The sequence below is a fragment of the Mucilaginibacter auburnensis genome (assembly GCF_002797815.1).
Classification (GTDB): domain Bacteria; phylum Bacteroidota; class Bacteroidia; order Sphingobacteriales; family Sphingobacteriaceae; genus Mucilaginibacter; species Mucilaginibacter auburnensis.
This window is the reverse complement of record NZ_PGFJ01000002.1, coordinates 1,328,820-1,351,845: the sequence shown is the minus strand read 5'-3', so window position 1 is coordinate 1,351,845 and position 23,026 is coordinate 1,328,820. Positions and strand designations below refer to the sequence as shown.

The 23,026-nt window shown below is 41.8% G+C and carries 24 protein-coding genes; 11 read left to right on the top strand and 13 right to left on the bottom strand.

What is annotated here, in order from left to right:
* Positions 1-285 precede the first annotated feature (285 nt).
* From CLV57_RS16730 to CLV57_RS16720, 3 genes are all read left to right on the top strand, one after another.
* Positions 286-1,119, top strand: a complete 834-nt coding sequence (locus CLV57_RS16730) for an alpha/beta hydrolase family protein (RefSeq protein WP_100342522.1) — start codon at positions 286-288, stop codon at positions 1,117-1,119.
* 45 nt (positions 1,120-1,164) lie between these two features.
* Positions 1,165-2,160, top strand: a complete 996-nt coding sequence (locus CLV57_RS16725) for an MBL fold metallo-hydrolase (protein ID WP_100342877.1) — start codon at positions 1,165-1,167, stop codon at positions 2,158-2,160.
* A gap of 83 nt (positions 2,161-2,243) precedes the next feature.
* Positions 2,244-2,702 carry a hypothetical protein gene (locus CLV57_RS16720; protein ID WP_157799201.1) on the top strand — a complete coding sequence of 153 codons (459 nt, stop codon included), beginning with the start codon at positions 2,244-2,246 and terminating at the stop codon, positions 2,700-2,702.
* Positions 2,703-2,771: 69 nt separating this feature from the next.
* On the opposite strand, the gene CLV57_RS16715 is transcribed toward CLV57_RS16720, so the two are convergent.
* The 5 genes from CLV57_RS16715 to CLV57_RS16695 form a co-directional block, all read right to left on the bottom strand.
* Positions 2,772-3,296, bottom strand: a complete 525-nt coding sequence (locus CLV57_RS16715) for a YceI family protein (protein WP_100342520.1) — start codon at positions 3,294-3,296, stop codon at positions 2,772-2,774.
* A gap of 50 nt (positions 3,297-3,346) precedes the next feature.
* Positions 3,347-4,000: an HD domain-containing protein gene (locus CLV57_RS16710; RefSeq protein ID WP_100342519.1), complete on the bottom strand. Its 654-nt coding sequence runs from the start codon at positions 3,998-4,000 to the stop codon at positions 3,347-3,349.
* A 57-nt stretch (positions 4,001-4,057) separates the two neighbouring features.
* Entirely contained in the window at positions 4,058-4,282 is a 225-nt protein-coding gene (locus CLV57_RS16705; RefSeq protein ID WP_100342518.1) for a helix-turn-helix domain-containing protein, read from the bottom strand.
* Positions 4,283-4,364: 82 nt separating this feature from the next.
* On the bottom strand, positions 4,365-4,859 hold the full coding sequence (locus tag CLV57_RS16700) for a hypothetical protein (protein ID WP_100342517.1): 495 nt from the start codon (positions 4,857-4,859) through the stop codon (positions 4,365-4,367).
* Between the two features lie 21 nt (positions 4,860-4,880).
* Positions 4,881-6,053, bottom strand: a complete 1,173-nt coding sequence (locus CLV57_RS16695) for a THUMP domain-containing class I SAM-dependent RNA methyltransferase (RefSeq protein ID WP_100342876.1) — start codon at positions 6,051-6,053, stop codon at positions 4,881-4,883.
* Positions 6,054-6,135: 82 nt separating this feature from the next.
* Here CLV57_RS16695 and CLV57_RS16690 point away from each other — a divergent pair, with 82 nt between their 5' ends.
* The 3 genes from CLV57_RS16690 (at position 6,136) to CLV57_RS16680 (ending at position 9,230) form a co-directional block, all read left to right on the top strand.
* The gene (locus tag CLV57_RS16690; RefSeq protein WP_100342516.1) at positions 6,136-6,498 is read left to right on the top strand and encodes a DUF3127 domain-containing protein; all 363 of its coding nucleotides are present in this window, start codon (positions 6,136-6,138) and stop codon (positions 6,496-6,498) included.
* Between the two features lie 182 nt (positions 6,499-6,680).
* On the top strand, positions 6,681-8,444 hold the full coding sequence (locus tag CLV57_RS16685; RefSeq protein WP_157799200.1) for a sensor histidine kinase: 1,764 nt from the start codon (positions 6,681-6,683) through the stop codon (positions 8,442-8,444).
* A 90-nt stretch (positions 8,445-8,534) separates the two neighbouring features.
* Positions 8,535-9,230 (top strand): response regulator transcription factor, encoded by a 696-nt coding sequence (locus tag CLV57_RS16680; protein ID WP_211290086.1) that lies wholly within the window; start codon positions 8,535-8,537, stop codon positions 9,228-9,230.
* A gap of 6 nt (positions 9,231-9,236) precedes the next feature.
* Here CLV57_RS16680 and CLV57_RS16675 read toward each other — a convergent pair whose 3' ends face one another.
* Positions 9,237-10,373, bottom strand: coding sequence for a CapA family protein (locus CLV57_RS16675; protein WP_100342513.1), 1,137 nt, complete (start codon positions 10,371-10,373; stop codon positions 9,237-9,239).
* Between the two features lie 59 nt (positions 10,374-10,432).
* The gene (locus CLV57_RS16670; protein ID WP_100342512.1) at positions 10,433-11,002 is read right to left on the bottom strand and encodes a C40 family peptidase; all 570 of its coding nucleotides are present in this window, start codon (positions 11,000-11,002) and stop codon (positions 10,433-10,435) included.
* Positions 11,003-11,377: 375 nt separating this feature from the next.
* Here CLV57_RS16670 and pdhA point away from each other — a divergent pair, with 375 nt between their 5' ends.
* From pdhA to CLV57_RS16645, 5 genes are all read left to right on the top strand, one after another.
* Entirely contained in the window at positions 11,378-12,373 is a 996-nt protein-coding gene (pdhA, locus tag CLV57_RS16665; RefSeq protein WP_100342511.1) for a pyruvate dehydrogenase (acetyl-transferring) E1 component subunit alpha, read from the top strand.
* Between the two features lie 136 nt (positions 12,374-12,509).
* Positions 12,510-14,177: a dihydrolipoamide acetyltransferase family protein gene (locus CLV57_RS16660; protein ID WP_100342510.1), complete on the top strand. Its 1,668-nt coding sequence runs from the start codon at positions 12,510-12,512 to the stop codon at positions 14,175-14,177.
* A 78-nt stretch (positions 14,178-14,255) separates the two neighbouring features.
* Complete coding sequence (locus CLV57_RS16655) at positions 14,256-14,822, top strand: pentapeptide repeat-containing protein (RefSeq protein WP_100342509.1); 567 nt, start codon at positions 14,256-14,258, stop codon at positions 14,820-14,822.
* A 139-nt stretch (positions 14,823-14,961) separates the two neighbouring features.
* Positions 14,962-15,534 carry an RNA polymerase sigma factor gene (locus CLV57_RS16650; protein ID WP_100342508.1) on the top strand — a complete coding sequence of 191 codons (573 nt, stop codon included), beginning with the start codon at positions 14,962-14,964 and terminating at the stop codon, positions 15,532-15,534.
* Positions 15,524-16,762: a carboxypeptidase-like regulatory domain-containing protein gene (locus tag CLV57_RS16645; protein WP_100342507.1), complete on the top strand. Its 1,239-nt coding sequence runs from the start codon at positions 15,524-15,526 to the stop codon at positions 16,760-16,762. The genes CLV57_RS16650 and CLV57_RS16645 overlap by 11 nt, the downstream gene beginning before the upstream one ends.
* Here the strand turns inward: CLV57_RS16645 and CLV57_RS16640 are convergent.
* From CLV57_RS16640 to ispG, 6 genes are all read right to left on the bottom strand, one after another.
* On the bottom strand, positions 16,759-17,502 hold the full coding sequence (locus CLV57_RS16640) for a DUF4197 domain-containing protein (RefSeq protein ID WP_100342506.1): 744 nt from the start codon (positions 17,500-17,502) through the stop codon (positions 16,759-16,761). The two genes, CLV57_RS16645 and CLV57_RS16640, sit on opposite strands and share 4 nt — an antisense overlap.
* A gap of 31 nt (positions 17,503-17,533) precedes the next feature.
* Entirely contained in the window at positions 17,534-18,547 is a 1,014-nt protein-coding gene (locus CLV57_RS16635) for an inorganic phosphate transporter (protein WP_100342505.1), read from the bottom strand.
* 15 nt (positions 18,548-18,562) lie between these two features.
* Positions 18,563-19,213, bottom strand: a complete 651-nt coding sequence (locus CLV57_RS16630; protein ID WP_100342504.1) for a DUF47 domain-containing protein — start codon at positions 19,211-19,213, stop codon at positions 18,563-18,565.
* Between the two features lie 47 nt (positions 19,214-19,260).
* Positions 19,261-20,325, bottom strand: coding sequence for a sensor histidine kinase (locus CLV57_RS16625; RefSeq protein WP_100342503.1), 1,065 nt, complete (start codon positions 20,323-20,325; stop codon positions 19,261-19,263).
* An 84-nt stretch (positions 20,326-20,409) separates the two neighbouring features.
* Entirely contained in the window at positions 20,410-20,943 is a 534-nt protein-coding gene (locus CLV57_RS16620; RefSeq protein WP_100342502.1) for a dihydrofolate reductase family protein, read from the bottom strand.
* 44 nt (positions 20,944-20,987) lie between these two features.
* Positions 20,988-23,024, bottom strand: a complete 2,037-nt coding sequence (gene ispG / locus CLV57_RS16615) for a (E)-4-hydroxy-3-methylbut-2-enyl-diphosphate synthase (RefSeq protein ID WP_100342501.1) — start codon at positions 23,022-23,024, stop codon at positions 20,988-20,990.
* Positions 23,025-23,026: the final 2 nt, after the last annotated feature.

Here is a 23,026-nt window from a genome sequence, read left to right as displayed (position 1 = left end):
TAGCATAGAAATAGCTATATAATAATTTGATTATCAATATAATAAATTGTTTTGATTACTGCTTCGTATTAAAAAAGTGACTACGATCATGAAATTTTTTTTCAAATATTTTCAAAGATGAATCGTCTTGAGATGTTTAACGACTTCACTTTATCATTTTGTGTTTATGTAAATACGCATAATTAATAGGTAGGTAGGAGTTGTGAAGAAAAATTTTATTTGGAGTAAGAAAAAGATAAAGTTTGCGCGGTGTTAATTAGCTAAATGCTATATTGAACGATCAATATGATCAAAAAAGAAACATTTACACTACCCGGAGCCCGCGGACGCGGCATGCTGGCCGATCTGACCTATGATGATCAGAATCGCACAGCGCCTGTAGTCATATTCGCGCATGGGTTTAAGGGTTTTAAAGATTGGGGCACCCACAACCTGTTGGCGAGTTACTTTGCAGAGAACGGCTTCCGGTTTTTAAAGTTCAATTTTTCGCACAATGGCACCACGCCCGAAAGTCCGGTTGATTTTGTTGACCTGATAGCTTTTGGCGATAATACATTCACCACCGAACTGGATGATCTGGCAACCGTAATTGATTTCGCCTGCAACGGCACATCCATGCCGCGTGCCAACGGCGTTTACTTAATTGGCCACAGCATGGGTGGCGGCATCAGTATAATTAAAGCGGCCGAGGATGTAAGAGTTAAAAAACTTATCACTTTAGGTTCGGTGGCTAATTTCCGCAACCTCTGGCCAAGACAAGCCGAAGAACAATGGCGCTTGCAAGGGGTAATGTATTTTTATAACAGCCGCACGCAACAGCAAATGCCCATAAAGAGTACGCTGTTGGATGATCTGGAGCGCAACCCTACCCGCTTAGATATTATTGCCCGTGCCGCCACGGTAAAATGCCCGTGGCTCATTATGCACGGCGATGCCGATGCTACAGTAAATATCAGCCATGCTCATGACCTAAAAGCCGCTCAACCCAATGCAGAATTAGTTATAGTACCAAATGGCGACCATACCTTTGGCGGTACACATCCGTATGTTAAAGACGAATTGCCGCTCGATCTGGCTATGTTTGCTGAAGCGGGTGTAAGTTTTTTTAAGGAAAATTAAAATGTTTTGGCCGGTGGTTCGTCTGCCTTAATGATTATACATAACATGAGTTTAGAAAGACCTGCCAAAAAAGGCAATAAATATATGAACACCGTGCACACAGATGATGCCGGGTTCGACAAAATGCTACCTATTATGCGCGAATACATGCGCAACAAAGCCGTAGTTGTTCCGGCTAAAACAATGGGGCCTTTTAAAACCGATGTTTCCATTTATAACACGCCACCTGCAAGCGGCTTACGTGTAACCTGGGTGGGGCATTCCAGTTTATTGATAGAGATAGATGGTTGCACCATTCTCACCGATCCCGTGTGGAGCGATCGCGTATCGTTTACGCAACTGATGGGTCCTAAACGCTTTTTCAGGCCACCTATAGCATTAAGCGATCTGCCAAAAATTGATGCCATTATCTGTTCACATGATCATTATGACCATCTGGATAAAGCAACTATTCAGTTTTTCGCAGGCAGCCAAGTTCCTTTTTATTGCTCATTAGGCGTTGGGCAGTACCTGCAAAGCTGGGGTATTGGCAAGGAATTTATTACCGAAATGGATTGGGGCGATAGCGCAACTGTTGGCGCAGATTGTATAATAACCGCTGCCCCGGCAAGGCATTTCTCCGGTCGCGGCATTACCAACCGGAACGAGACGTTATGGTCATCATTTGTAATCAAGGGCAGCAAGCACAATATCTATTTTGGAGCTGATTCAGGCTGGCATCCGCAGTTTGCCGAAATAGGAGAAGCGTACGGTCCGTTTGATCTGACCATGTTAGAGGTAGGCGCTTACGGCAAATATTGGCCGGATATTCACATGGGTCCCGATCATGCATCCAACGCGCACATCGCCTTAAAAGGAAACCTGATGATGCCTATTCATTGGGGTACCTTCAACCTGGCCCTGCACGATTGGTATGAACCTATTGAACTATTACTGACCTATGCCCGAAATAAGAAAATAGACCTCTTTGTACCCGAGCCAGGTGTGCCCAGCGAGGTGAAAGGTGCGTTTAATTCGGAGTGGTGGAGGCGGTATATGTGATATTTGTTAGTCTTACATGAGATGTGGGTTTATAAATAGTTCAATGAAAATATCTATTTTAGCATAACCTAACACTGCAACAATTGAAACGTATCACATGCCTTATATTGGTGGCAATTTTTACTTCGGCTTGTAAGAGAAATCTTTCGCCTACACAAAAATTGATTGAGAAATACAAGCCTATGATACAAGGCGTTTGGGACAATAAGGAAGAAATGGACGAAATAGCTCGTTCTAAACGTATACCACAAAAAGATACAACCCGACGCTACGTGAGTGTTTTAAGTATCGAAACTGAAAAGATCTATAGCGACAAGATTCCCATTTACGTAGGGTATAATAACGGTGAAGGAGGTGACCTGATTTTTAAGTTTCAGTTGAAGCCACGGCCAGCACTTGTTTGCGGAGATCGATACGAGTTGCGATACAATATAAGTAGCAGAGATACAATAGTATACTTATACACCAAAGAAAAAGATAGCGTTAAGGTGACAGAATTTGTAAAAGTACTTCAAAAGTTACCCAGTTTAGAACGGCTCTAATTGAGGGTATTATTCGCTTATTAATGTCAAACAATAGCGTTAAAAACTGAGCAATTGAGTATAGCCCACTTACTTAGCCAACTCCAAAACCACAGTAACCGTTACCTCATTCCCTAACACCAAACTTGAGCCACCAACACCAAAATCCAGACGGTTCAGTTTGAACGTTCCGTTCAAAGTGGCTGTATTACCTGTTTCTGTATAGGTAAAAGGAATATCGAATTGCTTGGTTTTGTCTTTAATGGTTACGTTGAACTTACCGCTGTATTTGTTGCCGCTTTTATGGTTTATTGCAGCAGACTTCATAGTAATGTGCGGGAAACGTTGTACATCAAAAAAGTCGGCGCTTTTAAGGTGTGTATCGCGCTCTTCGTTATCTGTATTTATTGTAGCAACATTGGCAGTAGCCTCAATACTGTTTACCACCTGGGCCTGGTCTACGTGAACCGTTGCCTTAACACCACCTATTGTGCCGCCGGTATTAATACCGAGGTTTTTTATTTTGAAGGAAACGTTTGATTTGCTTACCGTTTGAGCAAACGTTACCGAAACAGTAAACAGGGCTAATAAAATAATCAGGGATATTCTTTTCATACAGCTAAATAACAGTGTTTTAAATTTTGTATTTCAATGTGTTACTAATTTTACAATGAGCTATTCATTTCCTTGTAAAATTGATCCAGGTAAACCAGCATAAAATTATGGCGCTGCTGCGCCAGGCGCATACCGGTCTCGGTATTCATTTTATCTTTAAGCAGTAATAACTTTTCGTAAAAATGATTAATGGTTGGGGCAGTCGAATTTTTGTAGGCAGCCTTATCAGTATACGTTTGAGCCGGCACGGCAGGATCGTATATTGCCCTTCCTTTGTGGCCACCATAATTAAACGCTCGTGCAATACCTATGGCACCCATTGCATCCAGCCGGTCAGCATCCTGCACTATCTGCATTTCTATCGATGTAAAAACCGGGGCATCAAATGATGATTTGAAAGACATGTATCTGATGATGTTTTGTACATGTGTTATAACCGCCTCATCCACCCCAATATCTTGCAGAAAAGCAGCAGCCATGGCAGGACCTTTTTCTTCATCGCCGTTGTTAAACTTGGGCTCGGCAATATCATGTAATAAAGCAGCCAGTTCAACAACCAGTTGGTTAGCATCTTCTGTTTCGGCTATATTTTTCGCGTTATTATAAACACGTTCAATATGCTGCCAGTCATGCCCACCTTCGGCATCTTTTAGCGTTTCTTTAACAAATGCTACGGTTTTTTCAACAATAAAATTCTGCTCCATACCTGCAATATTACAGTTATAGACGGTAAAAGGGGGGCAATAGTTTAAAATAGATCTTTAATCAGAATTGATAAGTGAAACAGCATCAACCTCAAGTATTTCGGCTATTTGAAAAAGGCGCTCAAGGGTTATTTTAGTATAACCCAGCTCTATTTTGCTGTAAGCGTTTTGCGAGATGCTTAGTTTATAAGCTAAATATTCTTGTGTGTAATTTTTCTTTTCCCGTTTGTTTCTAATGTTCGCGGCGATAGCCTTAATCTTCAATCCCGTGGCGTTCGTCATATATTATTGATCAGTCTCAGTTATAAAAACAACTGATTTACGAAACTCAAGATTTGTCGGATTTTAAGAAATGTTAAAAAACTTAATTGATTTGATAATTAATTACAACCGTAGGGAGTAAGCTAACCATGTCTAAAGGTATTTGATCTGCCGGTAAAACAGGTTGGCTATTGCGTTGAAAATCATAAACCGCCTTTTGTAAAGCCGCGTTTGCAGTGGTTGGATGCGTAAAAACGATGTGAAAAGGAATTATAAAATCGTGCGTTTTGGTGCGGAAAGGGATTACCCATTTGCCATCTGATTTTTGCAACGCATCAATAATAGGCTTAATAAGCGATACATCATCAGCATAATAAACTATTATTTTTTTGATGGTGCCGGTAGTGTCGGATGTAAATTTAAAAATAGCGTTACCTGTAGCTTTTTTCTTGGCCAGGTCTGTTGATATGTCAACATTCTCTTTAAAAAAGGTATTCATTACTTCCTTGCCACCCTGAAAAGGGAAAGCCAGTTCCTGTTGCGCAAAGCAGCTAAGGGTAAAAAGTATTGTTGTAAATAGTAATAATGCCTTTTTCATATTAACCTCCGGGGTATTTTATTATTCAGTTTCGGGCAGCCTTCTGGTGCCGTCATATAATTCGTATTCTAATAAGCGGCAATCCAATTTGCCATTGTAAAATTCAATTCTGCGGGCTGCTTTTAAGCCAATTTTTTTTGCCAGATCAGGGTTGCCAGTAAAAATGTAACCGCGGTAACCTTTGCATTTCTGCTTCATAAAATCGCCCACGCGTTTGTAAGTAGCTTCCAGTTTGGTATGTACACCTAAACGCTCCCCATACTCCGGGTTAAAAACTACTACGCCTTGTTCGGCAGGTACCTCTGTATCGGCAAAGTCACAAACAGCAAACTCAATTAAATGTTCTACGCCGGCTGTTCTGGCATTTTTTTGGGCCACATCAACGGCATCAGCAGAAAGGTCGGTAGCTATAATTTTAAAGCCAAGTTCTTTTTTGGCTTTGTCTTTCAGCTTACGGCGTTCAACAAAAAACACCTGCTCATCATAACCCAAAATATGCATAAAGCCATAGTTCATTCTGAACAGGCCCGGACTTTTATCGGTAGCCATTAAAGCCGCTTCAATAGCCAAAGTGCCTGAACCACACATGGGATTAATGAAGGTGCTGTTCCTGTCCCAGTTGGTAGCCGTAATTACAGATGTAGCTAAAGCCTCCAGCATAGGGGCCTTGCCCGGTATTTTACGGTAGCCGTGTTTAGCTAAAGTTTCGCCCGATGTATCTAAGAATATTTCGGCCTTGTCATCCTGCCAGTACAGGTGCACCACGGTTTTGTTAACATCGGCGCCCGAGTTCGGCCTTACGCCTTTAACAGATTTTATGCGGTCAACAATGGCATCTTTAACCTTTACGTTGGCAAAAAGCGGGGTAAGTATATGCTCGTTGTTAACATTAGAGGTTACAGAAAAGTAGCCGCTAAAGTCAATTAGTTCTTCCCATTCTATTTTAACCAGATTATCATAAAGCTCTTGCGGGTTTGCCGCTGTAAAGCTCTTTAACAAGTATAGGATCTGGCTTCCGCAGCGAAGATTCAGGTTAAGCGGGATAGTGTCGGTAACGGTGCCTTGCAGTTCAACGCCGGTTTGAAAAACGCGTGTTGGAGTAAAGCCCAGTTGCTCAACTTCTTGCTGCAGGTAAGGCGACAGCCGTTTATTGCAGGTAATAACGATCTTACTTTCGGTGTGGAAAACTTGCATCATAATTTTGGCGAATTTATGAATTATTAACCCCTATTTTTACCTTACATCTATTAACTTTACATTTTAATTTTTTATCAGGATGGATATTAAAGGCAAAGTACACGAAATTGGGGCAACCACACAGGTTACAGATTCCCTAAAAAAAAGAGAATTGATTGTTGAGTATGTTGAAAACCCTCAATATCCGGAATACTTAAAGTTTGAAACAATGCAGGACAAATGTGCCCTGCTGGATAATATTAAGGTTGGCGATGATGTAGAGGTTTTCTTTAACCTGCGCGGCCGCCCATGGACAGACAAAACCGGCAAAAAAAGCTACTTTAACTCAATGCAGCTTTGGCGCATTAATGTTATAAATGGCGCGGGTGCCAGCACTACGCCAGAGTATGCTCCACCGGCCGATATCAGCTCTGCTGCTGATGATGACGATCTGCCATTTTAATTGCGAGCTTTAAGCTTAAACATAAACAATTTTTTGCCCCGCCCAACAGCGGGGTTTTTTGTTAAATATTGTTAAATAAAACCTATCAATATTTATTTGAAATATTTTTGTTTAACAATATTGCAACAGGCAAACGTTAATAGTAAGTGAGCAAACAAAGTATACGTATAATTATAGGGTTAATGAGTGTTGCACTGTTAGGTGTGATAGCTATACAGCTTTATTTTTTAACCGAGAGCTATGATCTGCAATCAAAATTGTTTGACCGATCAGTGCATGAGGCGCTGAACAATGTGGTTGATAAGCTAAGTAAACACGATGCCGATAAGTTTTTAACACAACAGGTAACAGACAATTCGGCCATAGCGCCAAGTCAGCGGCAAAGTAAGTCGGCCGTTTACTCGCCCAAAGTTGATCAGCCACATGTGCAGTTAGTTACTGATGACGATACACTTCTTACAGACAAGTTTAGCCTTACGCGTAAAAAGCAAGTTGATCTGTTAACGGATAGCTTGCAAAAACTCATCCTAAGTCAGAAAATTGACGAAGCCTTTGCCGCCGGTGTAGATGTTGAATTTAATGTAGATCCTTTTGGGAATTTTGAAACACGCTTAGTGCCTTTGGCTGCTGGAAGGCAGTATACGCATAAAGGCAAAATTAAAAAATACGATACATTGTTTGTGCGTTTCCCTGATCCTCAATACGGTATTGTAACGTTGCCACAGGTAAGGATCAATCCGCAATGGGAAAAGGATCAGATAAGAAGATCAAAAGACAGGCAGATACGCCAGGTAAAGAAACTTATAACAGAGGCGTCTTACCAGGAAGTTGCGCAAATTACCTCCACTAATACTTCCATGAAGAACCTGATGGCCGACTACCAGCGTGCAGGAGAGCCACTTAAAAACAGGATAGACCGGACGTGGATAGACTCATTACTGCGTTTGGAGTTGGAAAGCCGTAATATTGATGTGCCGTTTAATTATGATGTTACCAACGCCAATGGTGATTCGTTGATATACACCAGCATAGCTGATGGTAAAAAGCCATTTTTTACCGGCGACAACATTTACAAAACCGCTATTTTTAATAAGGATGTAGTGAATGACCCTGGTATGTTAAAGGTATCATTCCCTGATAAAAACTCGTTGATATTGGGCCGCATGAAGGCCTCAATGGCAACCACCGCGGGACTAATATTTGTGTTAATATTTTGTTTCGGTTACACCGTTACATCCATCATCCGGCAGAAAAAAATATCCGAGATGAAAACGGATTTCATTAACAACATGACGCATGAGTTTAAAACGCCGGTGTCAACCATCATGATAGCCAGCGAATCATTACGCGACCCAGAGATCAACTCAGATAAAAGCCGTGTTAACCGTTTGGCCAATATTATTTATGAGGAAAATGCCCGCCTGGGTAATCACATAGAGCGTGTACTTAATGTAGCGCGCATTGATAAAAACGATTTTAAGCTGGAAAATAAACCGGTAAATATAAATGACCTCATCAGTGTGGTGTTAGATAGCATGGAGCTTAAACTGCAAAAGTGCGATGCTGAATTGACGCTGGAACTGGAGGCTGAGCATCCGGTAATTATTGCTGATGAATTGCATTTCTCTAATGTGCTGTATAACCTGGTTGATAACGCTATAAAATATAGCGAAGGTAAACCCAAGATCACCATAAACAGCTTTAATAAAAACGGACAAGTAGTTATTAAAGTGGCCGACGAAGGTATTGGCATGAGCCGCGATCAGCAAACTAAAATATTTGAGCAGTTTTACCGCATACCAACCGGTAATGTACATAATGTAAAGGGCTTTGGCTTAGGACTTAGCTATGTTAACACCATTGTTAAGCGCCTTAATGGCTCAATAAGTGTGCGGTCTGAAAAAGATAAAGGCTCAGAATTTGAACTGAAGTTTGCAACAGCTTAACACCATTTTAATCAACAACGCTAAACTTACTAAACCATAACCTTTCGGACTCTCGGACTTACCGGACTTCCGGACTAAACTATCATCCCAATGAAAAAAATATTACTGGTTGAAGATGACCCCAACCTTGGTTTGCTTATTCAGGATTACCTGCAGCTAAAGGGCAAGTTTGATGTTGTTTTATGTACCGATGGGGAAGAAGGCCTGCGTGCTTTTACAAAACAGGGTTATGACCTGCTTATTCTGGATGTGATGATGCCTAAAAAAGATGGGTTTACCTTGGGTAAAGACATTCGCAAGTTGAATGAGCATGTTCCTATTATTTTTGCTACTGCCAAAGGCATGATAGAGGATAAAACACAGGCGTATAGTTTGGGAGGAGATGATTATATAACCAAGCCTTTTCGCATTGAAGAGTTACTGTTGCGCGTGAATGCTTTATTAAAACGTGCTGAAAACTCAGATAAGAAAGATGAAAAGCAGCAATCAACCTTTAAGATAGGGACATACGAATTTGATTACGCTGCACAACTGATCACCATAAATGGGCAGCAGCAAAAGCTATCAACCAAAGAGGCGGAACTGCTGCGCCTGCTTTGCCTTAAACAAAATGAGGTGCTCACCCGCGAAGAGGCCCTGCTCAACATTTGGCATGATGATAACTACTTTAACGGCCGCAGCATGGATGTGTTTTTAAGCAAGATACGTAAATACCTGAAGGATGATCCATCGGTCGAGATCATCAATGTACACGGTAGAGGGTATAAGTTACTGGTAAATCAGTAACCCTGCCTAATTTTGGTCAGCCTTGCTTAACACACCTGTTGGAGAAATATCGAGCGAATTATCAGGGAAATCAGTTGCAGAGAGCATCTTTATACGTTTCGCTGCCCTATGTGCAGTATCCGGTTCTACTCGTTTTTCGCGGCTTTGTTTAACCGAGATAATGTTGCCGCTTAAAAATTCTCCTTTGCGGTTTATGTTTACTTTTAGCAGCGGCGCTATGCCGGTAACCCCTGCAATACTCACCGAGCGGTAGGTGCAGAAATTTCCCAGACTATAAGCTATTAACCGGTTTTTGTAGATCTCCATAGCGCGGCTGACATGCGGTCCGTGACCTAAAATAACATCTGCACCACTATCAATGGCATTATGTGCAAAGGCACGAAGATCACCGCGGCGTTCGCCAAAATAAGATTCAGACGCCTTTGCTACGTGTTCAAATTGCACACCCTCTGCTCCTCCGTGAAACGATACAATCACCACATCGCAGCGTTGCTTTAAATTGGCAATGATCTGTCCTGCGCCTTTTATATCAAGCAGTGGAACAGTGTTGCTGTTTGGCGCGAAAGCGCAGAAACCATATTTAACGCCTTTTATAGTAAACTCGGTAGTTGGATATTCCAGTAACCCGGCGTAGCGTATTCCTGAATTGTCTAACGTTTTTACCGTGCTCTCGCGGCCTTTCTCGCCAAAATCACCTATGTGATTATTGGCAATGCTTATTATATCAAAGCCTGCGTCTTTCAAAACACTTCCGTAACTGGTAGGCATCCTGAACAGGTAAGCCTTACTTTTTAAGTGCAGTTTGTAAGCTGCCGGCTGTCCGCCATCTAATAGTGTACCTTCCAGATTGCCAAATGTCAGGTCGGCATTTTGCAAATGCTTCCTTACATATTGAAAGCTGTTTACAGCGCCATCTGGAGGCAAAGTGCTGTTATTAGGATAGGAGGTACCCAACATTATATCACCAACGGCCGCAATTGTTATTACATCAGATATTATTGGCTTTTTAGTTGCAGGCGTAGGTTGTGTGGGTTGCGTAATCTTTTTATCAGATTTCCGCTCCTGCTGTTGATCTGAATCGCAACCGAACAGACAACATAAGAGTGAGATGAAAGCAACAAAGGTTTTAGGGGAACGTATCATAAGGGCAAAAAAAATCCTTCCACTTTAAGGTGAAAGGATCTTATTTTAATTTCTAAGCTTTATTGGGCCTGGTCTTCCGTTATTTCCAATTCTTTTTTAAAGGAAGCTAATAATCTGCCACCTTTGTAAAAATAGCGGCTGTAATAGTTGTCGTCCAAACTGCTAACAGCAACACCCCTTGACGAAGCGTGTGCAAAGCGGTTATTACCTAAATAAATACCAACGTGCGAAATACTGCGGCTGTGTATTTTAAAGAAAACCAGATCGCCTTCTTTTAGGTCTGTTTTTTTCACCGGGCTAACCATGCTGAAAATATCGCGTGAATTACGTTTTATATCCAGGTTGAAAACTTTCTCGTACAATTGTTTGGTGAAGCCAGAGCAATCAATTCCTTTTTTGGTACCGCCACCAAAACGATAGGGGGTACCTATCCAGTCATAAACAAAACTAAAAAGTTTCATATTAGATGTGGCGTTTAACGCTACACCCATAATTTGCGACAGATAATCTTTTGCTAAACTCTCCTGCTCTTCAGGAGCTTCAGTTGCCTGAGCTGGAACGGTTTTTGTTTGCGCCTGAGCGGCTAAAACGCTGAAAAATAGGGCTATTGCCAGTATTGTTTTCTTCATTTAGTCCTTTGTTTCTTTACTTTTTTAATGAATATTGTTCATTAAATCCTACACTCCGGATCAGGTTGCCCACAAAACTATTCATATTTTCCAAAAAACCAAGCACTTTATTGCCTTATTAACAAAAAAATAACTTTCCACACTTGTTAAAATACCAAAATGTTAAAGTGGCCCATTTGTTTTTTGCCGCAAGTGTTTTTAATCAGTTTCTAACAATAGGTCACATTTTCAATGTTATTTTAATTGTCATTATAATGCAACTGTAAACTAAAACGTTTAAGCAATCAAAAGCCAATCTTTTTACACGCCATTTTCGGTTTTTTGGGATATATAATTAGATTTGCGCATTAATCTGCAAACTGAGGATTTTATTAAATGAGTTCAATCGAAATAACTAAAGACACCTATCTGATGTGGTACGAAGCTATGCTGTTAATGCGTAGGTTCGAAGAGAAAGCAGGACAACTTTATGGTCAGCAAAAAATCAGAGGCTTTTGCCATTTATATATAGGTCAGGAAGCTGTATTAGCAGGCGCCATGTCTGTATTGAAAAAAGGCGATAGTATGATCACTGCATACCGCGATCACGCGCATGCACTTGCTCAGGGCATAAGCTCAAACGCTATAATGGCCGAACTTTATGGTAAAGCAACCGGATGCTCAAAAGGCAAAGGCGGCTCTATGCACATGTTCAGTAAAGAGCACCATTTTTACGGCGGTCATGGTATAGTAGGCGGTCAAATTCCGTTGGGTGCAGGTATTGCATTTGCAGAAAAGTTTAAAGGAACTGATTTTGTAAACGTTTGCTACATGGGCGATGGTGCAGTGCGTCAGGGTGCTTTGAACGAAACATTTAACATGGCGGCTCTTTGGAAACTGCCTGTTATATTTATTTGCGAGAACAATGGTTATGCTATGGGTACTTCGGTACAGCGTACTACCATACAAACCGATATTTATAAATTAGGTTTACCTTATGGTATCCCATCGTCAGCGGTTGACGGTATGGACCCGGTAGCTGTTCATAACGCTATGGACGAAGCCGCTCAGCGCGCACGCTCAGGCGAAGGCCCAACCTTCCTTGAAATGCGTACTTACCGTTACAAAGGTCACTCCATGTCTGATCCTCAGAAATATCGCACTAAAGAAGAGTTGGAAAGCTACAAAGCTAAAGACCCTATAGAGGCGGTAAGAGCAGCCATTGAAAAAAATGGTTATGCCGACGAGAAATGGTTTGAAGAAATGGATGCTAAAATAAAAGCTGAGGTAGATGAGTCTGTTAAGTTTGCAGAAGAATCACCATGGCCTGAAGCATCAGAGCTTTATACAGATGTTTACGTACAAAAAGACTATCCATACATCAGAGACTAACTTTAGTTAATTATTGAATTAATGAGTTATTGATTTATTGACTTAATCAAGTTATTAAAATCAAACATCATTGTTCAATACTTTTGCTAATAGAAACCAGGAATTCAATAATTCAACAAATCAATAATTAAATATAATGGCCGAAGTAGTTAAAATGCCGAAAATGAGCGACACCATGACAGAAGGTGTTTTAGCAAAATGGCATAAAAAAGTTGGCGATAAGGTAAAATCGGGCGATGTGTTGGCCGAGATAGAAACTGACAAAGCCACTATGGATTTTGAATCATACCAGGATGGTACCCTTTTATACATTGGTATGGAAGAGGGGCAAGCCGCACCTGTTGATGCTGTTATTGCCGTAATTGGTAAAGAAGGCGAAGATTATAAAGCTTTACTTTCTGAAGGTGGCAATAGCGCTCCGGCAGAAACTAAAGAAGAAAAACCTGCTGCACAAGCAGACAAAGCTCCGGCTGCCACTCCTGCACCGGCCGCCAAGGTTGATCTTTCAACCATACCTGCCACTGTTATACGTATGCCCGCTTTGAGCGATACCATGACAGAGGGCGTTATTAATAAATGGAACTTTAAAGTTGGAGATAAGGTGAAATCTGACGACTCTTTAGCTGACGTTGAAACCGATAAGGCTACAATGGAGGTTGTTGGTTACGAAGCTGGTACCTTATTATATATTGGCCCTAAAGAAGGTGAAGCTGCCCCTGTTAACGGCATTATTGCTATTGTAGGTAAAGAAGGTACTGATATTACCCCTCTGTTACAAGATACAGGCGACGCTCCTGCCGCTGAAGCCAAACCTGTTGAAGGTGGCGAAGCTAAAGAGGCTGCTACAGCCGGTCAATCCGAAGAAACTTCTGCAGATGACAGCGACGACAGCCGCGTAAAAGCTTCTCCATTGGCCCGCAAAATGGCTAAAGACAAAGGTATCAACCTGAACGAGGTTAAAGGATCTGCAGAAGGTGGCCGTATTGTTAAAAAGGATATAGAAGATTACAAACCGGGTGCAGCCCCTGCTAAAGCAGCATCTGCAGAAGGTAAACCAGCTGCGGAAGGCGCACCGGCTAAAGAAGCGAAAGCGCCGATCACCCTGCCAACCTTTACCGGCGAAGAGAAATTTACCGAGCGCCCTGTTACACAAATGCGTAAGGCTATTAGCCGCCGCTTAAGCGAAAGCTTGTTTACCGCGCCGCATTTCTATGTAACCATGGCTATTGACATGGATCAGGCTATTGAAGCGCGTAACAAAATCAACGCTGTTGCTCCTGTTAAAATATCATTTAATGATTTTGTGGTTAAAGCTTGCGCTGTTGCCTTAAAACAACACCCTGCTATTAACTCATCATTCCAGGGCGATAAGATCCGTACTAACGAGCACGTAAACATTGGCGTTGCTGTAGCTGTTGACGAAGGCTTACTGGTTCCGGTTATTAAATTTGCTGATGGAAAATCATTAACCCATATTTCATTAGAGGTTAAGGATCTGGCCGGTAAATCAAAAAATAAAAAATTGCAGCCTGCCGAAATGGAAGGTTCAACTTTTACCATATCTAACTTAGGTATGTTTGGCGTTGACGAGTTTACTGCTATCATTAATACACCAAATGCTTGTATCTTAGCTGTTAGCGGTATCCAGGCTGTTCCGGTTGTTAAAAATGGCGCGGTTGTTCCGGGTAACGTAATGAAGGTTACTTTAAGCAGTGACCACCGTGTTGTTGACGGCGCATTGGCTGCCGCATTCCTTCAAACACTGAAATCATTGTTAGAAGAGCCGGTGAGACTGCTTATATAAGAAGCAAGAATTAAGATTCAAGAAATAAGAAATTATAGCGATGGTTTAAAACCCATCGCTATTTTTGTTTAGCGCATTATGGAAATTCACGACGATAAAATATTTACCAGCCAAAGTTTTGCTGCACAATTAAACCGCAGCGTTGAGTTCAATAACTGCACGTTTAAAAAGTGCGATTTAAAGGATAGCCAATTTATTCAATGCAAGTTTATTGATTGTGTTTTTGAAGACTGCGATCTCTCCATGATGAAGTGGGACCGATCTGCTATAAACAGTGCGTTATTTAAGCATTGCAAAATAATGGGTGTAAATTTTAGTCATTGCGATGATTTTCTATTCAGCGTTCAATTTGGGTCGTGCATTTTAGATTACTCATCTTTTATGGGGAAGAAGATGCCTAAAACTAATTTTATTAAAACATCCCTTAAAGAAACCACCTTTACCCAAGCCGACCTTAGCGGCTCCGTCTTTGACGAATGCGACCTGTTGGAAACGGTGTTCAGGCAAAGCAATTTGACATCTGTTAACTTCAGCACCTCTTATAATTTTATTATTGATCCGGAACTGAATACCCTGAACAAAGCCATTTTCGCTACACATAGCTTGCCGGGTTTGTTGTACAAGTATAATTTGAAGATTGTATAATTGTCTGAACTAAGATTTATAGGATTTAATGATCGCCATGATTATTAAAGCATTCCTATAATCCAATTAATCTTACAAATCATAGTCGGACGAAAAAAATTCTTTTAATCATGAAAATCATGGTTAGATTTGTCAATCCGTGAAGTTTTTTACCAAGCCAGTTAGACCCGATGACGCAGATGATGATGAACTGCTACAACGATATCGTAAAAGCGATGATCTGACCGTATTGGGTACGCTTTACCAAAAGTACATGCAATTGGTGTATGGTGTTTGTTTAAAATATTTAAAAGACGAAGAACTCTCGAAGGATGCTGTTATGGGCATTTTTGAAGAGTTGATAACCAAGGTAAAGCAGCACGACATAAAACAGTTCAGGAGTTGGTTGTATGTGCTGGCCCGCAATTATTGTTTAATGCAATTACGCAGCGGCAAAAAAATGGAAACAATTGGTCTGGACGACTTTATGGAATTTAACCCCGTTTTGCATCCTGATGATGAGAACAGGGAACAGGCGCTTACCGCTTTGGAAAAATGCATGGATAAATTAATACCCGCCCAACAACGAAGTGTTGATCTGTTTTATTTGAAACAGAAGTGCTACAAAGAAATTGCTGAGCTAACAGGCTTTACTCTTAACGAAGTGAAAAGCTATATACAAAACGGTAAACGTAACCTGAAGATTTGTTTAGAAAAGAAGAGTGGATACTAACAAGGCCGACATATTGCAAATCAAAAAGTATCTGGAAGGGAAGCTGGATGCCCGTGCCATGCATGAGCTGGAACGGCGTGCTCTTGGCGATCCTTTTTTGATGGATGCCTTGGAGGGTTTTGAAACAGCCGGTAATCAGGACAAGGCTGCTGCACAGCTTAACGTTACCTTACAAAAGCGTATTGAACGGCCGGAAGCCAAAGTTTTTACGCTAGGTCGTCTGGCGGTTGCGGCATCTGTTATTGCGGTATTAGGTGTAGGTGTTTGGCTGTTTAATTCGCGCCAGCCGGTAATACAACCCCAGGTTGCCGGCAATGCACCTGATAAAACTACGGTTGCGCCCTCACCTCAGGTTATTGAACCGCAGATCAGCATTAATAAAGACTCGCTATTAGCTGTAAATATTCCTAAAGCTGTTATACGCTCACCGCGAAGCTTTAAGAAAGCATACAGACACGCGGATGTACAAAGTGATGTTGGTGCATCTTCGGACGAAACAGCCGAAATTGCTTCGGCCTCCGGTATACCCGGTACAGGGACGTTAGAGGAAATGGCAATGAGATCACGCTCTAAAACAGATTCCGTGCCCCTGAACGAGCTTATTGTGGTTTCTATGGGTAGGCAACGCAGGGCAGATAAGGCTGGGGCTGTGAGTGCGCCAGTTGCCGCATCTGCTAAGATAATACAGGGAAAGGTTGTAAGCGCCTCAGATGGCGCGCCTTTAGCCGGTGTGACCGTTAGAGCAGGAGCTACAGGAACAGTTGCAGTAACCGGTGCAGATGGCGCTTATACGTTAAAGGCCGACAGTAATAATACTAACCTGACTTATAATTTTATAGGTTACCAAACTAAGAAGTTAGATGTTGACGGAAACGCTAAACCAAACATTGTAGCACTTGAACCTGAAAATGCTTCATTGAGTGAAGTGGTAGTTGTTAAAACGGTTGACAAAACGGGTGGTGCGCATCCAAAAAACGGATGGGAGAACTATCGAAAATACCTTAATGCCAACGCTGTTTCTCCCGATGGTAATAAAGGAACCTATAGGGTTAGTTTCACTGTTGAAAAAGACGGAACGTTGAGCAACTTTCAGATCAATAAGGCCGGAGACGATGCTGCGGGACAGAAAGCTATTCAGTTGATAAAAAATGGTCCCGAATGGATAGGTAACGGCAAGAAAGACGAAAAGAAAGTAATTACCCTTAAGTTTAAAGAGGCAGGCAATTAATGTCTGCCGCCATTTTTATTTTTTTCGGCGTACGCAAAAACCTTTTGCATTAACGGCGTAGTGCGGGCGCTAATATTCTGACGAATTTTTAATTCCTCCTGCGCAATTTCATAAAACACACCTTCAATTGCTTTTTGCGTAGCATAGTCTGCAATATCAGGGTTAAGCTTGGTTACCAACGGTATTTTATTGTAAGCATTAACAGCATCTGTATAGTAACGTGTTGCGCCTACTTTGTTTAAACTAACCTGTATAACAGGTTTAAATTTGCTTAACAGATCGGGCGTGGTGGTGCGTTTAAAATACTGTGTTGCTGCATCCTGGCTACCAAACAAAATGTTGGTAACGTCTTGCAAGGTCATTTGCTTCACCGCATTCACAAATATAGGTTTAGCCTGTTTGGCTGCATCTTCGGCAGCACGGTTAAGAGATAGTATCACATCATCAGCCAGTTTACCTAAACCAATGCTGCGTAGTGTACTTTCAGCTTTTCGGGCTTCGGGTGGGAATAATATTTTTACGGCTGCATTAGCAAAAAAACCGTCAACAGCCGAAAGCTCTGCAGTACTGTTGGTTGAGCCCTGCTCTAATGCTTGTTTTAAAGCGGTAGTGATCTCCAGCGTAGAGGGTTGTCCCTGTGAATTGATAACAGCGGTAGCGGCTTGTTGTGCAACATCGCATCCGCTAAACGGTAATGCAATCAACAATAATGGAAGCAACAGGTAAAAGTTTTTTTTCATACCCTTAAAACGCTTTTTGAAGCAAAGAGTTTTATACGCCGAAAACTCGCAATAACATAAATACCGTACCTGCTATTATTGCTGAAATAGGTATGGTAATAACCCAGGCCCACATTAACGGTATGGTTACACCCCAACGTACTGCTGATATACGTTTGGTTAAGCCAACACCAATAATTGAACCTGTAATGGTATGCGTGGTTGATACCGGGATACCAAAATGCTCAGTAATTTTAAGGGTAACGGCCGCAGCTGTTTCAGCGCTCACCCCTTCCAATGAGGTGATCTTGGTAATTTTGCTGCCCATGGTTTTAACAATTTTCCAGCCGCCGCTCATAGTGCCCAAAGCAATGGCAGAATAACAAGCTAACGGAATCCATTCAGGCATGGGTGCATCTTTAGCAATAACACCCTGGCTTACTACAGCAACAAATAAAATACCCATTACCTTTTGTGCATCATTTGTACCGTGAGCAAAGCTTAGTAATGCGGATGTGGCTAACTGTAAAACCTTGAACCAACGCTCGGCAGTAGCCGGCTTGGCATTTTTACATATCCACATAATTATTACCGTAATAATATAACCTATGGTTAAACCTATTACAGGCGCTAATACGATGTAAGAAATTATTGTGGTGATGTACTTCATGTTTACAGCATCAAGCGGAGCTGCACCCATATATAATGCATTCGTTATACCTGCACCTGCAAAGCCGCCAATTAACGTATGCGACGAACTTGAAGGAATACCAAACCACCAGGTTATTAAATTCCAGGTAATGGCTGCCAGTAAGCCGGCAAGTAGTACCTGAATGTTTACGTAATCCATTACTACAATTTTGGCAACTGTATTGGCCACTTTATGATCGGTAACAACAAAATATGCAAGAAAGTTAAACGCTGCAGCCCAAAGTACCGCCTGGAAAGGGGTTAACACTTTGGTTGATACTACTGTGGCTATTGAGTTGGCCGCATCATGGAAACCATTGGTATAATCAAATATTAACGCAAGGGCAACTACAATAACTAAAAGGGTGGTAACCATTTAATTTATAAAAAATTAGGCGTTTTTAACTAAAATGGATTCCATAACGTCGGCAGCGTCTTCGCACATATCGGTAGCTGTTTCTAAGGCCGCGTATATCTCTTTATATTTTATTAAGCGGATGGCATCTTTTTCGTAAAGGAACAAGTCTGCAACTGCACGGTCAAAAACATAGTCAGCCTGATTTTCAACGCTATTAATGCGGATGCAGGAATCAGCAATAGCACGTACATTGCGTAGGTCTTTTAATTCGCGTACTGCTTTTTCCAGTTCAGTACTGCCTTGCAATACCAATTCGCAAAGCTTACGTATATGGTCGTTATAATCGTCAATACGATAAAGGTTCATGCGGTTAGCGGCACCCTGTATATAATCGGCTACGTCGTCAATTGCGCTGGTAAGTGCGTGTATATCTTCGCGGTCAAAAGGAGTAATAAAGTTTTTGCCCAGCTCTAAAAATACCTGATGCGTAATTTCGTCGCCTTTATTTTCCAGCTTGTCAATTTGTTTGAATAGATCCTCTCGGGTTGCCGGGTTATTTGAGTTAACTGCCTCAACCAAAATGGTTGACATTACCACTGCATTGTTAGCGGCCTGTTCAAACAACGGAAAAAATACTTTTTTGTCTTTGGGTACAAAGTACTGGAATATACTGTTTAACGACATTTTAAATTAATTTGTGTCAAAGGTACATTTGCAATGTTAAGTTAATGTTAACTTTTTAATATTGGTAATGCGGGAAATGGTAACACTTGCTTAACTTTTTCTAAGGTAAAACCAAATGTTGAACCCAGGCCCTCAGTACTGCGCACATTAATGGTTTGCTGATGCGCCTCAATAATGTGCTTAACAATGGCTAACCCTAATCCTGATCCACCTATTTGCCTTGAACGGCTGGCGTCTGTACGGAAAAAACGTTCAAACAGGCGCGGCAAATATTTTTCTTCTATGCCAATGCCATCATCGGTAACTTCCACCAGAACCTGTTCATCCAGATCAAATAGGGTGACTGATGTTGTGCCGCCTTGCTTGCCATATTTAAACGAGTTATCTAACAGGTTAACCAATACCTGCGTTATTTTTTGCCTGTCGGCGTTAACCGTAGTTGGCTCGTCATACTTCTGCTTAAAGCTTATTTTTATGTGATGTTGTTTGGCTTTAATTTCCAGTGTTTCAATCACTTCTTTAATAAGATCGTTAATTTTAAACCTACTGTAGTTAATGGGCAATTCGCCCGATTCCAGTTTAGATATCTCATCCAGATCCTTAATTAAGTAACTCAGGCGGTCAACGTTCCGGGATGCCTTATCCAAAAACTGGCGCACCATTTCTTTATCTTCCAGGTCATCATCCTGAATGGCCTCAATGTAGCCTTGTATGGCAAAAAGGGGCGTCTTAAACTCGTGAGATATATTAGATAAAAAATCGCGGCGGAATTTCTCCTGCACTTTCAGCGCATCTATCTCGGTTTTTTTCAGGCGCGCCCATTCTTTCACTTCTTTCTCTACGTCATTAATAGGGTCGGCGCTGGTGTGTTCTCCAAGTGCATCGCGCAGGTCGCGCCCCAATTTAAGGTTATGAATGAGTTTATAGATCAGCTTTATTTTTGAGTAGATGTATTTCTCAATTAAGTAATAGAATACAATAAAGCTGGTAACAAAGGTGGCCAGGAAGGCTACCGACATGGCATAAAGGTCTTTTTGAAAATAGTAGTTAATGGCCGAAACCGTAACCGCTACAGCTGCTGCGTTAATGAGTATAAGTACCCTGAATTTCATACAATAAAAGTATGAAATTACTAACGGAATAATTTAAAGCTGTATTAAGCTAATGTTAAGTTTAAGAAGAGGTGTGTAGTGTAGTTACCGTTTGCGTAAATAATGGCTTTTTACCAAGCCGCCATGGTAGGTTTCGGTAGCAATGTGCTCAAACCTGAGTTCTGGCAGATCAGGCGTAAATAAAGGTATACCGGCTCCTAAAACTATAGGCACCCGGGTGATGATCATTTCGTCTATTTTATCGGCAGCCAGAAAAGTTTGTATGGTTTTACCGCCATCAACGTAAATGGTATTAATGCCCTTGGCATACAAGGTTTCTAATAGTTCATCGGTTGTATGACGTTTTATTAACTCAGCCTTACTGGCCCACTTGCCGGGTAGTTCTTTCCATGTATTACTCAGCACAAATACAGGTTTAGAGTAAAACCACTGCTCAAAGTCCATCACAATTTCGTAGGTGCTGCGGCCCATTAATATGCCATCAATGCGTTTCATAAACTCGCCAAAGCCGTAATCGTTACCATCCGGGTTGGGAATCTCGTTGAGCCAATCAATACCGCCGTCGGGTTTGGCAATGTAGCCGTCAATACTGGTTGCTATGTAAACGATGTTGGGCATATGGTCAATAATTAAAAACTAATCTCTAATTACTAATCAACTAATTAATCCACCACAGGCTCTATCCAATTGCCATCATCTTTAATGATGCCTATCAACTCATCCAACGCGTTCGCCGAGCTGATGTTCTTTTTAACGGCTTCCTTACCTCTATATAAAGTTATCTTGTCTACACCAGCACCCACATAGCCATAATCGGCATCGGCCATTTCGCCCGGGCCGTTTACTATACAGCCCATAATGCCAATTTTTAAGCCTTTAAGATGACTGGTACGGCTGCGGATCATTTGTGTGGTAATCATCAGATCAAACAGCGTTCGCCCACAGCTTGGGCAAGAGATGTATTCCGTTTTTGAGATGCGCGAACGCGTTGCCTGTAATATGCCAAATGCTGTGGATGTAATTGTTTTTACATCAACTTCAGGCGCATCTATCCAGATACCGTCGCCAAAACCGTCAACTAATAAAGCGCCTAAGTCAGTAGCTGAATAAAGCTGTAATAATGTGGCAGAACCAACTCTTTCGGACTTTCCGACTTCCGGACTTTCCGACTCAAGCGCATAGCTACGCTTAATGATCACCGGTACTTCTAAACCCAGCTCTTCCATTTTAAAGAAAAACGCGCGTTGATCGGCCATGCCGTGCAGTGCATCCGTCTCTAAAACAAAAACCAGTGAGTTATTAAATGGTAATGAGCCAAACGCTTCCGATTCAATATCAGCAGGCTTTATCCTAACCAGGTTTAATGCAGATGAACGGTTAACGTCGCCTAAAAATTCTTGCAAGGTAAACACCGGGTGGCAAAGCGTTTTAGTAGTTAGCTTTTGCCAGGTGGCATAATTATAAAGTTGCTTTAAGTTGCCCGGTAAATTGAACGACGGCAACTCATCAGCAAAATAAACAAAATCAACAGACTGCTCACCCATGTTGTATTTATCCAGTAAAGGCGAATAAATGTAACCCGCGTCATTCAAAATGGCAGGATCTTTCAAATTAGCTTTTGACAGATCAACCACTACACGCGGCACCATGTGTCCGCCAATAAATGCATTAGCTTCGTAAGTTTGGCGTTTTTTGTATTCGTAAGGACTATGAGCCCCCTCTAAATCTCCCCCTGTAGGGGAGACTTTTATACTTTCGGACTTTCCGTCTTTCGGACTTTCACCTTTTAGCCTTTGACTGTATCGTTCTACCAAAGCTCTTGCTACCGGTGCTTCAGCTTCAGGTTCTTCTGTTAGCGATACACGTACGGTATCGCCAAGGCCGTCTTCCAGTAAAGTACCTATCCCAACTGCCGATTTTATGCGCCCATCTTCGCCATCTCCGGCTTCGGTAACACCCAGGTGTAATGGGTAGTTCATACCTTCCGCAACCATGGTTTCCACCAATAAGCGGTAAGCCTGCACCATTACCTGCGGATTGCTTGACTTCATGGAGATAACCAGGTTATGGTAATTCAATGCCTCGCACATGCGCATAAATTCCATAGCCGACTCTACCATACCATGCGGTGTATCGCCATAGCGACTCATTATCCTGTCGCTTAACGAACCATGGTTAGTGCCTATACGCATTGCAGTGCCATACTCTTTGCAGATTTTAACCAAGGGCGCAAATTTTTGATAAATGCGCTCTAATTCAGCTTTGTACTCAAGGTCGGTGTAATCTATCTGATCAAATTTCTTTTTGTCGGCATAATTGCCAGGGTTAACCCGAACTTTCTCCACAATGCGCGCTGCAACTTCGGCAGCGTTTGGGGTAAAGTGTATATCAGCAACTAAGGGTGTGTTATAGCCGCGGTTACGCAGTTCTTTTTTTATTTCGGCGAGGTTTTGGGCTTCTTTTATGCTGGGCGCGGTGATACGCACCAACTCGCAACCGGCCTCTATCATCCTGATGGACTGTTCTACCGTACCGATGGTGTCCATGGTATCAGTAGTTGTCATGCTTTGTATTCGGATGGGATTATTGCCGCCCATGGCCAAATCGCCAATAAAAACCTCGCGCGTAACAAAGCGCGAGTATTCGGTTAACGAATTACAATAACGGCCGGGAAGTATGTTTGTGGTGGTTGTGCTCATGA